14 protein-coding genes and 1 pseudogene are annotated in these 12,386 nt (G+C 41.6%); 2 read left to right on the top strand and 13 right to left on the bottom strand.

Annotated features, from left to right (window positions below; genetic code table 11):
* The 3 genes and pseudogenes from MKY52_RS21855 to MKY52_RS21845 form a co-directional block, all read right to left on the bottom strand.
* Positions 1-220 (bottom strand): annotated as a pseudogene (locus MKY52_RS21855) (hypothetical protein); the annotation flags it as partial.
* Between the two features lie 461 nt (positions 221-681).
* Entirely contained in the window at positions 682-909 is a 228-nt protein-coding gene (locus MKY52_RS21850) for a VOC family protein (RefSeq protein ID WP_341053307.1), read from the bottom strand.
* Between the two features lie 78 nt (positions 910-987).
* Entirely contained in the window at positions 988-2,424 is a 1,437-nt protein-coding gene (locus MKY52_RS21845) for an erythromycin esterase family protein (RefSeq protein WP_341053306.1), read from the bottom strand.
* A gap of 206 nt (positions 2,425-2,630) precedes the next feature.
* Here MKY52_RS21845 and MKY52_RS21840 point away from each other — a divergent pair, with 206 nt between their 5' ends.
* Both MKY52_RS21840 and MKY52_RS21835 read left to right on the top strand, forming a co-directional pair.
* Entirely contained in the window at positions 2,631-3,521 is an 891-nt protein-coding gene (locus MKY52_RS21840; protein ID WP_341053305.1) for a helix-turn-helix transcriptional regulator, read from the top strand.
* A gap of 14 nt (positions 3,522-3,535) precedes the next feature.
* The gene (locus tag MKY52_RS21835; RefSeq protein WP_341053304.1) at positions 3,536-3,661 is read left to right on the top strand and encodes a hypothetical protein; all 126 of its coding nucleotides are present in this window, start codon (positions 3,536-3,538) and stop codon (positions 3,659-3,661) included.
* Between the two features lie 482 nt (positions 3,662-4,143).
* Here MKY52_RS21835 and MKY52_RS21830 read toward each other — a convergent pair whose 3' ends face one another.
* The 10 genes from MKY52_RS21830 to MKY52_RS21785 form a co-directional block, all read right to left on the bottom strand.
* Positions 4,144-4,647 (bottom strand): DinB family protein, encoded by a 504-nt coding sequence (locus tag MKY52_RS21830; RefSeq protein ID WP_341053303.1) that lies wholly within the window; start codon positions 4,645-4,647, stop codon positions 4,144-4,146.
* Positions 4,648-4,926: 279 nt separating this feature from the next.
* A complete protein-coding gene (fabZ, locus tag MKY52_RS21825) occupies positions 4,927-5,355 on the bottom strand; it encodes a 3-hydroxyacyl-ACP dehydratase FabZ (RefSeq protein ID WP_341053302.1) in 429 nt (142 codons plus the stop codon).
* Positions 5,356-5,497: 142 nt separating this feature from the next.
* Positions 5,498-6,547, bottom strand: coding sequence for a CHAP domain-containing protein (locus MKY52_RS21820; RefSeq protein WP_341053300.1), 1,050 nt, complete (start codon positions 6,545-6,547; stop codon positions 5,498-5,500).
* Between the two features lie 178 nt (positions 6,548-6,725).
* On the bottom strand, positions 6,726-6,917 hold the full coding sequence (locus MKY52_RS21815; RefSeq protein ID WP_341053299.1) for a hypothetical protein: 192 nt from the start codon (positions 6,915-6,917) through the stop codon (positions 6,726-6,728).
* A 192-nt stretch (positions 6,918-7,109) separates the two neighbouring features.
* On the bottom strand, positions 7,110-8,009 hold the full coding sequence (locus tag MKY52_RS21810) for a GNAT family N-acetyltransferase (protein ID WP_341053298.1): 900 nt from the start codon (positions 8,007-8,009) through the stop codon (positions 7,110-7,112).
* 424 nt (positions 8,010-8,433) lie between these two features.
* Positions 8,434-8,652, bottom strand: a complete 219-nt coding sequence (locus MKY52_RS21805; RefSeq protein ID WP_341053296.1) for a hypothetical protein — start codon at positions 8,650-8,652, stop codon at positions 8,434-8,436.
* A 299-nt stretch (positions 8,653-8,951) separates the two neighbouring features.
* Positions 8,952-9,692 (bottom strand): class I SAM-dependent DNA methyltransferase, encoded by a 741-nt coding sequence (locus tag MKY52_RS21800; protein ID WP_341053295.1) that lies wholly within the window; start codon positions 9,690-9,692, stop codon positions 8,952-8,954.
* Positions 9,693-10,285: 593 nt separating this feature from the next.
* Entirely contained in the window at positions 10,286-11,152 is an 867-nt protein-coding gene (locus MKY52_RS21795; RefSeq protein WP_341053294.1) for an SDR family oxidoreductase, read from the bottom strand.
* Positions 11,153-11,155: 3 nt separating this feature from the next.
* Positions 11,156-11,650 (bottom strand): hypothetical protein, encoded by a 495-nt coding sequence (locus MKY52_RS21790; RefSeq protein WP_341053293.1) that lies wholly within the window; start codon positions 11,648-11,650, stop codon positions 11,156-11,158.
* 117 nt (positions 11,651-11,767) lie between these two features.
* Positions 11,768-12,334, bottom strand: a complete 567-nt coding sequence (locus tag MKY52_RS21785) for a MarR family winged helix-turn-helix transcriptional regulator (protein WP_341053292.1) — start codon at positions 12,332-12,334, stop codon at positions 11,768-11,770.
* Positions 12,335-12,386: the final 52 nt, after the last annotated feature.

The raw sequence follows: 12,386 nt of genomic DNA, 5'->3' as shown, positions 1-12,386 counted from the left end.
ATATCCCTTGCTTCAATTTAATCATCTCTTCAAAAAACAACAGAGCACTATATAAAAAGATATGTGATGAGACATCGTAGAAATTGTCGGCTAAAGCTACCTTATCTAACAGTTCTTGAAATATCTTAATGCCAAAAGTGTTAAAAAACTGAACCAGAAAGCCCATAAGTACATATAGCAATATGATCCACTTGAAATATACAATGCATTTTTTTATCATTTTATATTGCCTCCAAAGAGATGATAGGAAAAGCCAAGGGCCCGTCAGTTTAAATAGGAAGAATCAATGAGCAATCTATTGGTCCCCTACCTAAACCCTGTGTCCCTTGGCTTTATATTAAGAGCAATGCCAATCGAGACCGTTCAAAGTTATAGTTTTCGTGTGATCAAAAAGGGTAGAGAGCCCCTTGATGGCTGGCACGCGTTTTTCCCCAGCCCGAAAACTAAATACTTCGAACGATACGGATTGTCATCCTTTTCACCTCATGTTGGAAATTATCCCTATTATAATTCTGATGTAAGTTATACTCAAGTTTTAATTTAGTCCGAAGCTTCGCCGCGGTAGATTATGTAACGTGTAAAAGACAAGTTAAACTAATCTGCCGTTCGACAGAACAAAGGGCTGCCACTTGGCAGCCCTTATGTATTGAACTCCCTCGGTTCCGTTAGCTGAATGACAAATTACTTGGGCCAGCCACCCCGAATATCGAGTTTATTTCCAGCTGGGTCCTGGGCATAAAAATTAAGACCACAGCCCCCATTATCTTCAATCTCCGATACCTTAGCTCCGTTGTTCTTCATTTGGCTGTAGAGTCCGTGAAAATCATTGACTTCCAAGGTAAGTGCACATTGTTCCGTCCCACCTATTTCAATGTAGTTTAGATTTGTCTGCTCAGGAGTCTTAATCAAAAAAGGGCTTGTCCCGAAGGGATACGAAGCTGAGCCTGAAATCTAAGAAGAATAACTTTTTTTAAAACGGTTTCCTTCTCACTTATGTGTGTCCGGCAAATATGTCGGCATCTTCGCTTGTTTGATGAGAAGGACGCCGTCGAAATGCCGTCTTAGCTCTAACGGCATCGGCATTTGCACCTGATAAGAGGCTATCATCCGTTCGAACATCCAAGAATTTCCACGTTCATTTTCCCGATAGCGTAAATCCATGAATGTATATGGCTGTCCTACAGCCGCCAAAATATCTTCCATAGACCCCGGAATAATCGGATTCAACTGAATCGGTTCCCTCGTATTCTCGGCTGCTTGTCCTTCGCCCATAAATAGACCCATGACGTAGCTTTCCTGTTGCAGTTCCTTTGGCATAAGCTCTCCCATACTCTTCGGCATGGTGGAAATCAGAGACTGTGCTTTGCTGATATGGCCATTATGGCCCCATACGATGATATTCTCTTCCGGATAAACTTCTGTCACCAACCATGCAAGGTTGCTGGCCATCGCCCGATCGCGCCATTCCATCATGGACTGAGCGCCGCTATAATCCCCTTGTTCTGTTAATAGATTGGATTGGATGCACAACTCATTAAATTCCTGAATGACCCGGATTCGATCCTCTAGCGCTCGCTTCATTAACTTGACGATATGCGGCTCATCGGGATAGTCCATCTTCAACGCATTTTCATTCTTAGTCACGGCCTGCAATAGCTCTTCATACACCTTAATCAGCTCAGGCTTGGCCTTACGGAATCCGCTTTGATCCTTGCTCATTCTCCACTTATGAACCTCTTGTTCCGCTTGCAGCGCTCTGTCCTTCAGCTTAATACTTGGAATCCAGTTCGCATTCTGAAAAAGCGGCGATTGCACCTGAATATCGAAGCCCGTCAGTCGCAAAGGCGATTCGCTCTTATGTGTCTCCTTCATGTATTCGAATAGCGGCTTCGTCTCTTCCGTCCACCATACGCCAAATATGGAACGCCTCATCGTATCGGGAGTCGCCGTCTTTTTTATCCGTCCTTGACCAAGGGCTGCATCGCCTAAACCACTCTCAAATGCAACAATGTTAAACCCTAGCGTTTGGTGCATGTATTGAATGAGGCGCGTTTTGACTAGATTAAATTCGGCCACACCATGTGAATTTTCTCCCAAATATACGATTCGCTTATCAGCGAGCAACGGGATCAGTATATCAAGGTCGCTAAATTTGTCCTGCCCAATGGATCCTCCGTTCGAAGACCATGATTCCGGTTGGATCGTCTGTAAGGTATAAGCATGATCCGCGGCCCAACGCTTCCAATCGGATAAAGTAGCCTGATACGATCTTGCTGTTCTGACTTGCTGTTCATTCACCGCTGCTTCCCCATATGCAGTCTTGACCGGGATAACCGCTGATGTTATCGAGGCACTAAGCATGATCAAAGTGAGCGGCATGCACAACAAGCTACGCAGACTAAGGGTATTCGCCTTCCATTTCATTGCATCTAACTCCTTACCGAAAAATAATTTTACGTTCTACTTCAAGTATATATTCATTGCACCACACCTTTTTGATCATTATTGCTATCTTTATGTGAACACAATAATATGGATGGAGTTATCCTTTATATACCCGAGAAACAAAGCAATATATATCAAATATGCAGCGGTTGCTTCTGATATTTTATTCTTAAGGAGGTTATAACATGAGCTACAGTCCGATCATCCAAGAGTCGATTGCCTATATAGAGACGCATTTGCCCGAAGAATTGTCACTAGAGAGTATGGCTAAGTTTGCAGGGTTTTCAAAGTATCATTACCATCGGATTTTTCAGAAAGAGGTTGGCGTGAGCGTATCTGAATATATCCGATTTCGGAGAATTGCAAATTCGTCCAACATGTTACTGTTCACAGATGAAAGAATTATAGATATTGCCATTTATTATCACTTTGAGAGCCAAGAATCGTTCACCCGTTCTTTTAAGAAATACTATCAATTACCGCCAGGGCAGTATCGCAAAATCATGGGCAAATTAACGATGCAAAGGGAGGAAATGAAAATGAAAATGAAAAATGAACAATTATTAAAGGGATGGCAATTAAGCGGGAGTCACCCCTTCAACTATCAGATGGGGATTGACCGGGAAACCTTCCATCAAGGGAGAGCGTCCGGATTTTTAAAGTCAGTTACAGTGGTACCGACGGAAGGCGAATTTGCAACGATGATGCAGCAATTCAAAGCGGACAAATATATGGGCAAAAGACTAAAGCTCTCAGGGTTTATCAAAACAAAAGCAGTGAGAGGGTTTTGTGGGTTCTGGATGCGAGTCGATGATGCTCTTCATGATGTACTGCAATTCGATAACATGAGTGACCGCCCCATTATTGGAGATACGGAGTGGAACCATTACAGCATCGTGCTGGATGTGCCGGATAATAGTGCCGCGATTGCTTTTGGTGTTCTGTTGTCCGGGAGTGGACAGGTCTGGATAGATGGGCTTCAATTCGAGGAAGTGGATACCAAGGTGCCTACGACGAATATCGATTTTATGTGTGAACTTCTAGACGAGCCTATGAATTTATCGTTTGAGGAATAGAGAGGTGTTGCAGAATGAATGATGTTAAAAAACAAAACCTTGGCAATGTCATCGGTCTTGTAATCGTTACGATCGTAATGGCTTCGAAGTTTTTGATAGGAAATATATTCGTGAGCTTGGTAAAAGATATTTTTAATTAATACCCGACAGTAAAAGAGTAGTTAGCTTGCACAAGACAAAAAAGCTTACATTCCACACAAAGGTATGCCCCTTAAGCAAGCAGCTTAACCGTTCAATAAAATAAGCAGGCTTCGGCCTGCTCAACAATTTATGCTATTAAACTATAGTATCCAGTTAGTTCAATAAATCTTAACCTCAATCCGCGTGGCTCAGCTTACCCGTTAGCCATTCATGCAGCGCAAGAGCGGAGCTGCACCACAGAGGATGAAAATGGGTACCCCTGTCTATACTGTTTGTACGGCTGGCGAAGAAGGTCGAACTATTTTATTATGCTCTTTTTCAGGTTTTGAGCTAATTTAATTTTCATGGGAGTTCAATAGAATCAACAGTTTCAGTCCGATGGTATCCTCTTGTCTATGATTCAAGCCACCACTTTCAATCCTATGATAAAATACTATTAATCCCACTATAGCCAAACGGCCAAAGCGGATATAATCTTACTCTAAATTACTGGAGGTAGCGCTCCGTACTCGGCCCACTGCTCTTTTGTCGGGCCGTAAAGATCCGGCACACGAAGGCCTGCCTGGCGCATCAGGACTGTCATCTGACCACGATGATGAATCTCATGCTTTACGAGAATATCCAGCATTAAGCCGTTTGGCCATTGATCACCATACATATCGCTCATGATAAGCAGATTCTCATCTTTCCAACTGGACTGTATAGCATCAAGGAGCGCTTGTGAGGTCCTCTTATAGACTGACGCGATGTCTGCTGCCGAAGCTGGCACCGGCATATCTTCGCTCGGTCCTTCGAAAGACAGTCCCGTCCGAGATGGCATTTCGTGCAACGTCTGTACAAGGTGCCATGCAACACGTCCAAGCGTTCTATGATCGCTTGTTATCTGTTGGCCAAGAGACTCGTCGGTCAGCATCTCCAGTGTCCGCATTGTTGCTTCCGTTTCATTTTGCCAAGTTGCGGTAAAATCTTTAATGTGTTTATACATATCCAACATCTCCTTTTTGTAATGGAATCAAGTTTATTATACCGAACATTAGTTCGCAAGTAAATATTTACATTTACTTAAACTCCCCCCCCGTTAACCAAACGAAGCTGCCGAAAATCATTGCGCTAATCCCGAAATGTAATTACCTACGTATTGTTAATACTTTTGATCATTTTGTTTACGCTAGCCTGACCGTTAGCTTAATGAAAAGAGCAGGATACCGAAGCAACTGCTCATCAATATGTATTATTCAACTATCGTTTCACGTTACCTTAAAACCTAAATCGAACTGAATGCAAACATTATTTCAGATTCGCATACCAATTCATTATTTACCGTGGCGACTCCCTTTCCTTTGACGATTTGTCCCTTGATTCGAATTACATCAAATACAAGAAGGAGTTGGTCTCCTGGTTTTACTTGTCGTTTGAAACGACAATTATCAATACCAGTCAGTAAGCCTATTTTATGATTGTTGCTTTCAACGTTAGACATAGCGACTCCACCGACCTGTGCCAGTGCTTCTACAATTAAGACTCCAGGCATAACGGGATAGTCAGGGAAATGACCGAGAAAATAAGGTTCATTAATGGTTACATTTTTAATCCCAACAGCTCTCTTCCCCTCATTAATCTCCAATATTCTATCGACCAAGAGAAATGGATTCCGATGAGGAATAATCACTTTAATTCTTTCAATATCAATCATGGATTTGCCTCCCTAATCGGTTTATTACCATTTTATCGCCTTTGGGTTAAACTGGCCCGAAAAAAACTCAACATAACTCTTATTAAACTATCCTATCCGTTAGCGTAATAACTGCTCGAAATCAATAACCAAAGGGTATATACTATCCATTGAAATGATAACGGTAGCCGTTATCTATTCGGACATATCCGAGTATACAATGATCTCTACCCCTGAATGAGACACTAGAGTAGTTTTTATTGTCTTTATTACCTTCAGCAATCAAAATTTCATTGTCTTCACAAGCTAAAACAATTCCGATATGATCGTGAGAATTATCGGAGAGAAGCTTATCGAAAATAACAATATCACCACGTGCTGGAATAAATCCTTCTTGTTTAGCGTCATAGAAAAATCTAGTTTCGTGCAGCTGAGCCCAATCCAACCACGCACCAACCCCAGCTAGACGATACATTCGGTTAGGATATCGAATTGGAAGAAGTATTCCAACCTGCATACAGCAGTAGTATACAAATGCAGCACACCAGTTACCTTCTAGTACTTTATAGATATCAGAGTCCGGCCAATACTTGCAAATTTCCCGATAACGTTCATCTTCCGGTACCCCGATTATGTTTTGCTCTGCGAGATTTTCCGCAAAATCAGCCAGCATAAGTCGTCTGTCTTTAGTTTCTGTATTTAATGCTTCAACATCTACGTTAAATTCTGTATTTACATTTCCCTCCGGAATCCCTAATTCAATAAATACATTTTGTAGTCTATGTATATCCGTCTTAAGCAAATGATTTCCTGTATTTTGAAAGTACATCTGCAATAAAATAGCGTCTTTAATAACTTCCTCATCTGGTCCATGAACTCGATTTCTATCTTCTTGATAAAAGATTGATCTAAGAATTACTGAGATCTCTTCGTCGGTAAAGATTTGAGTGCTACGTATTATAGGTCTTACCGCGTCTGCGCTATTGTGACCAGGAAAGGTATTTATTCCAGTTTTATAGAAATAAAAATCGTGTAGCACCCCCGCGATCGCAGCTATTTCCGAATCTTGTCCTCTTCTCATAGCGAGCATCGAAGCGAAGGTAGACACTCCTGAAAGATGAGCCCAAGCTTTCTGATTCTTGAAGCTGCTCTGCATTTCATAAACAAGGGATCGAACAATTCCAAGACGCTTAGATTTCTTCTCACATATCATAATTAATTCCCCAATCCCCGAACTAACGCAGGCTTATGTCCGTAGCCTCTCTGTATTCATAAAACTAACGTCCCCCATTAGTTCAAATAAGTTCTTTTAAAATGTTTGTATAGATTCATGTGAGTCTTGCTGTACTAGTTAATCCGTATCCGTGCAATCCAGTACAGACTTGTGACATCTATGACTCCGTTACCAACTCCTTTACTTTAGATGCAAAGGTCTCCCAGCTTGTATCATATCCTACATTAAACGTCCACCCGTTAGATCGAAGCTTCTCACCTAAATAGATGTAATCGGCGCGTTGCTTATCATTTAGGTTTACATCTATAATCTCGTCACCAACCTTGAACTCATTTATATAATCGTGCAATTCCCAAAGAATATCATCCTTATCATTATCTCCTTCCATTCCAAAGCGTAAGATAATTGAATCGATAGCATCATCTAGTTTCTGTGTAACAAGAGTTTCATTATTCTAATTATGCATTCAATAATTCATATTTCAATTCTTGATTTCTGCTATCCTTTTTCTGATTCAAAAAAAGATAACATTACCGTTAGCTCAACGAGTCATTTGAGGATATATCTCGCTAGGTGGTCTGCTCAATCGAGTGTCTGGTTTATAATATTTTGTTACCCAATGGTTTAATGACTTTGCTTTGAAACCAAGACTCTTATACAATTCTATAGCAGGATTGCCTTTCACAACCCCGAGTGTCACGATTTCCCCACCCCTTCGCACAATTTCATTTACAAGAAATGAAATAAAAGCTCTTCCGTATCCTCGTGATTGAAGATCTAGACGAACAGACACATGACTCAGTTCAAACCCGTCAATAATTCCGACTGCTGCTATTTCACCATCAATAAGCATCACGAATCTATTGCTTCTATCTTCGGCGAATCTCATCCGCTCCGTTTCGTTAGGAGGATAATAGTAAGACGGAAGAATACCCACGCGTTCATGCATTTCGTAAAAAGCTATTTCACAAATGTTATGGCATATTACATAATCATCATCTTCGTATTGCCTTACAGTAATATTAGTTTCAGGAAGAAGTACACCTTCACGCTCCATGATAAAGGATGAATAACTTATGTAATAACCATGCTTATATAAAAATTGCTGAGAACAACGGTCGCCATCTATACAGAAACCTATCGAACGTTCTACTGCTACGTTTTGAGAAAGTATTTTATCCGTCTTTTCCATAAGTGTGGCACCGATACCCATTCTTCTATATTCTTCGTTAACAAATATCGTCGTCAACGCTCTTCTCTTAAAACCATCAAAAGAGAGAAAACCTACCGTTATGTCGTTGTAACGAGCAACAAATATACCGTCTGAGAGCATTTTGTTACTCTGTTGAAACACATTAAATTGTTCATTTTCACACAACATGGCTGTGATTGAAGCTTCGTCCCTTTCGGGTTTATAGGGTTCAATTTTCAGTTGTTCCATCTGCATTCACCCTTGATTATAAGTTTAGTTTTGCTGTAATTTTCATAAATCCGCCTTAATCCTTAGGACTGGAGATAATACGTACTCTAGAATAATAAGCCATAATTTACAAAAATAGGTTTATCCATACTACCCGATTGGTTGAACAAATAAAACGGCTGCCGTAGCAACCGCTATTCCACTATCTTTCTCCGTTAGCTTAGTTTCTAAAATACAAATTCTGTCTCGTTGTTTTCCTTATCAAGATATATAACCCTACAGGAATCTTTCCAACTACTCCAATTTAATACGCTATCAACATCCACACAGAATAATTCATTATATGGTACATTCATAGGATTAGAAAAATCATAAAAAACAAGTTCATAGGGGCATGCCCAATAGCATCCATCAATCACTATTAGTTTTTTTTGTTGAAAATATATTATTTCCCCCCAGCAAAATCCATGCCTTTATAAGCCTCTTCAGGAACATAATGATTGGTTTCTTTATTTGATAAATTAACAATTGAATACCCTTGATAATCTAACCCACACAACAGATATTCTGTGCCATTTACCCCCAACCAACTGAATAAGAATGGGTCATAATTTCTATATATTATGTCGATGATTTTATGCTCGGTTATAGTGATGGATTTCAAGTTTGAACTTTCCTGAAGGTGAATGAATAATTTCAGTTTTCTCAGAGATGTAAAATTCATCTTGAAAATAGTACATCATCTCAGCTCTTTCACTGAGAAACTGTGAGTCCTCAACAATATTCCTCAAATTCTTTCACCTCGCTTTAGTATTACAAATTGTACCATATTTTCAGACAGGCTATTACGCTATCTTCCGTCTAGTTGAATAAAGGCGGACTTTAAGGGGGAATCTGCTTAGGATCACCAAAAATCCCCTCGACCTGAGGGGATTTTTCTTATTGCAATGCATTAAGTCTCTCCTAACATTTCCTACAAACGCTAATGATAGATGAAGATGACGGAGAGAACGGTGTTTTATCCCAGTCAGCATATTGATGTTCGACGCGAAAGCCGTGACGGGTTAATAAAGATTGCAGCGTCGCCTGATCTGTAAACCGACAAGCAATTCGGGAAGTCGTTCGTTTATCCCCACAATCACGCATCGTGACCCAATGCATGATATGCTGGCTAGCATCGTAACATTGTGTACCTGATACCTTGACGTTTTGCCCATCCTTATTAATAAAGGACCCCCATTCTGTCTCCTCTTGATCGGATAAATCCGTTCCCTCCGGATTACGGGTCTCGAATGCAAAGATTCCATGGGGTTGTAAATGTTTGTGAACGGTAGTAAGCAAATCGTTTTGATCTTGATCACTTAAGAATGCCTGAAATGCATTGCCAGTCAAATAGATCATCGAAAATCGCTTGTCCGATTCGAAGGTACGGGCATCGCCTTCCATAAAAGTAACAGTCAACCCTTCCGCCTTCAGCCGCGCATATGCGAGCATCGCCGAAGAGATATCTACGCCGGTCATCGTTATACCGGCTTTTGACAGTGGTATCGTTGTTAAGCCTGTACCACAAGCAAGTTCTAACACTTCGCCAGGACTCGATCTTGCAAGCTCAAGATAGAACTGATATTTGTCCATTTCACCGTCAAATTCAAGATCGTAATTTACCGGATCCAGATATTCTTCAAGATTGCTATGTTCAATCAACGCTATCCCCTCTTTCATTTCAATGTTACATTGGAGAAAAAATAAATTTCATTAGGAAAAACATGTACTTATATAGACTCAGAAAGGATAATCAAAATAAAAGCCCTCTCGATAACCCTCGTACTTAACAGTATTATTTTACTATTTATTCGATAAACCGTTTGGTAATTCATAGTTATAATCAATTTTTATCGAACCTTACATAACTACTTTTCAAGTAGATAATCACTAATTTATCCTGACCGCGATAGAATAATTAGAGGCCGACCCAACAAAATGGTCATTTTTTTTTCGTATTCGGCATAGCATCTTTATTTATTTGATACAGGTGATCGAGTAAACGATATCTCGTTCCCATCTTCAAGCCGAAGCTGGTTCGCAGACACCGTGTCGGAACAATAACCGGACCAGATGACGCAAAATTATTTCGACTGCGGTCCCATTCCGTTAACCTGCTGTTAGCTTAAATGAAAAAGAAGAGCTACCATATAGGAAGCTCCTCCACTAACGTTCTCCGTAAGCTCAATGACTTAACTAAAATCGGAGTAAAACGCTGCCAATGACACAAATTTCAGAAAAGGTGGTCTCCGCCTCTACCGGAAATTTTCTACACACTCATGCAGAAAGGCGTCTAGTGTACGTGGCTCTCTGCCGAGCAAGCGCTTCACAGTGTCATTTGGACTTTCTGGCACCATCCTAGACATGGTTTGAATTTCCACAACGTGGTTCGCGAGCCAAGGAGGCATATGGCCGTACTCGATAAGATTACGTAGTAGTACTTGGGGTTCCATGTTGATGTAGCTTATCGGCCGATTAAGCAGGGCGGACAGTTGACTCGCGATCTGGGGATAACTGAAAATTTCCGAACCAGTAAGCGTATATATATGGCCTGATACCTCGCGGTTGGTCAGAACTTCTGCAGCAACATCAGCGATATCGCGACAGTCAATGAAGTTACACGGTGAATCGCCCATGGAGCCGAAGAAAACATTTTGGGTTGTGATCGTTGGTGCAAGGCGTATTAAGTTTTGCATGAACGCATAAGGGCGCAACACGGTGTGGGTGAGGCCCGATTCCCTCAGCGTTTTCTCGATTTCTTGATGCCAGCCAGCCACTGCCACTGGAGAACTCTGCTCAAAAGCAGGGCTGGATATTTTTACGATGTGTTTGATTCCGGATTCAGCGGCAATCTGAATGATTGAAGTTTCCAATTCAATTTGTCTTGGACTGTTGGACATGGCAAGGAAGAGCTGGCTAGCACCTGCAAACGCGCAGCGCAGCGATTCGGGGTCGGAAGCATCCGCCAATGCGACCTCGATAGTCGAGCGGCCTTTTTCTCCGATTTGATCACGCAACTTCTCTGGCTCTCTGCTCAGCGCCCTGACAGGTATGCCAAGATCAACCAAACGTTCCAAAAGCGCACTACCTATCGTACCTGTTGCTCCCATAATAACTATCATTTTTTATCTTCTCCTTTTAGATGAAAAATTAGTTGTGACGGCAAGTCGCCACCGCCATGTCACTATCGTGCTCGCTATGAATCCAGACATCGGGAAATCGATCCAGACACGATTTACCCAGGCCAAGTGATTACTCGGAATCATAATTTCTACTACAACAGATGTCACCCATGCAGCGTATAGTCCAAATGAGGACCCGGCCATTGCGAATAACCCAACCACAACCAAGTGAGGTGCACCGATGACCCATCGCAAATGGCCCACCCGGCTGCGCAACAAAAGCCCAATCATCAAGGCCATCAAAGCCGATGCACCGCCAATTGTGGTCAATGCCGCTATTTGAAGCCCCCTATCTGCAGTAACCAATCCCCCGATACCTGCCATAATGGCAGGAGCAGCATAGGCCATTACAACTTCACGCCATAGTACAAAAGTCTTTTTCTTGGAACCAGCAGCCTTGATGCCGTAAACATCATCTGTCTGATTCGAGTATTTCATCTGGTTCATTTACTTGCTCCTTTCTTCTTTGAAGTAGTTCAATGATTGCGTTCAGCTAGATATAATTAGGTGCCTAACTATATAAGAGTAAAAATAGGCTAGCTTCACTAGCCCATTCTACTCATTACTGATGTTTCCCTTTAGTTTCGAGCCTAATTCGCCCGTAAGTGCTGAGATGCCTTGTGTAACTCGACCTAGCAAGTCGAGAAATACGCTGCGTTCTTCGATGTTGAGCAAGCCCACCATTGCTTCCAACCGAGCGAAATGCTCAGGAGCCATTTCACGGAGCTTCTTCGCTCCTTCTTCCGTTAAAACGACTGATTTCTGACGGCCATCGTCTGAGCTTGATCGCCGAGATACTAGCCCATCTCGTTCAAGAATGTCGATAAGACCAGTCACTGTAGCACGTGTAACGCCTAGATGCTCCGCTAATTGCGAAGGCAACTCTTCTCCTTCGTTATCTTCAAGATCTGCCAATAAACGATAACGCCCTGTTGATAAACCGAATCTAGAGAAATGAATCTCTGAGGCGTGTCCAAGCATGGCTCCCGCTGCCATTAGCCTAGACGCGACGAGTATAGCCTGTGCGTCTATGTCTAGGTTATAGCGATCAATCTGACGCTTGGATTGTACAAGCGAGGGAATAGCTTCAATGTCATTTATTTTTTTATTATTGTTGTTCATAAACATAGTATGGTCCCTAATTACTTTTGTGTCAACATATTTTTATAACACA

It is taken from the genome of Paenibacillus sp. FSL P4-0184 (assembly GCF_038004625.1).
Classification (GTDB): domain Bacteria; phylum Bacillota; class Bacilli; order Paenibacillales; family Paenibacillaceae; genus Paenibacillus_AQ.
This window is presented reverse-complemented; position numbering and strand designations above follow the sequence as displayed.

Coding starts and splice junctions, on each gene's coding strand:
- MKY52_RS21845 (WP_341053306.1), bottom strand. CDS start 2,424: ATGAAATGGAAGGCGAATACCCTTAGTCTGCGTAGCTTGTTGTGCATG.
- MKY52_RS21840 (WP_341053305.1), top strand. CDS start 2,631: ATGAGCTACAGTCCGATCATCCAAGAGTCGATTGCCTATATAGAGACG.
- MKY52_RS21835 (WP_341053304.1), top strand. CDS start 3,536: ATGAATGATGTTAAAAAACAAAACCTTGGCAATGTCATCGGTCTTGTA.
- MKY52_RS21830 (WP_341053303.1), bottom strand. CDS start 4,647: ATGTATAAACACATTAAAGATTTTACCGCAACTTGGCAAAATGAAACG.
- fabZ (WP_341053302.1), bottom strand. CDS start 5,355: ATGATTGATATTGAAAGAATTAAAGTGATTATTCCTCATCGGAATCCA.
- MKY52_RS21820 (WP_341053300.1), bottom strand. CDS start 6,547: ATGATATGTGAGAAGAAATCTAAGCGTCTTGGAATTGTTCGATCCCTT.
- MKY52_RS21810 (WP_341053298.1), bottom strand. CDS start 8,009: ATGGAACAACTGAAAATTGAACCCTATAAACCCGAAAGGGACGAAGCT.
- MKY52_RS21795 (WP_341053294.1), bottom strand. CDS start 11,152: ATGATAGTTATTATGGGAGCAACAGGTACGATAGGTAGTGCGCTTTTG.
- MKY52_RS21790 (WP_341053293.1), bottom strand. CDS start 11,650: ATGAAATACTCGAATCAGACAGATGATGTTTACGGCATCAAGGCTGCT.
- MKY52_RS21785 (WP_341053292.1), bottom strand. CDS start 12,334: ATGAACAACAATAATAAAAAAATAAATGACATTGAAGCTATTCCCTCG.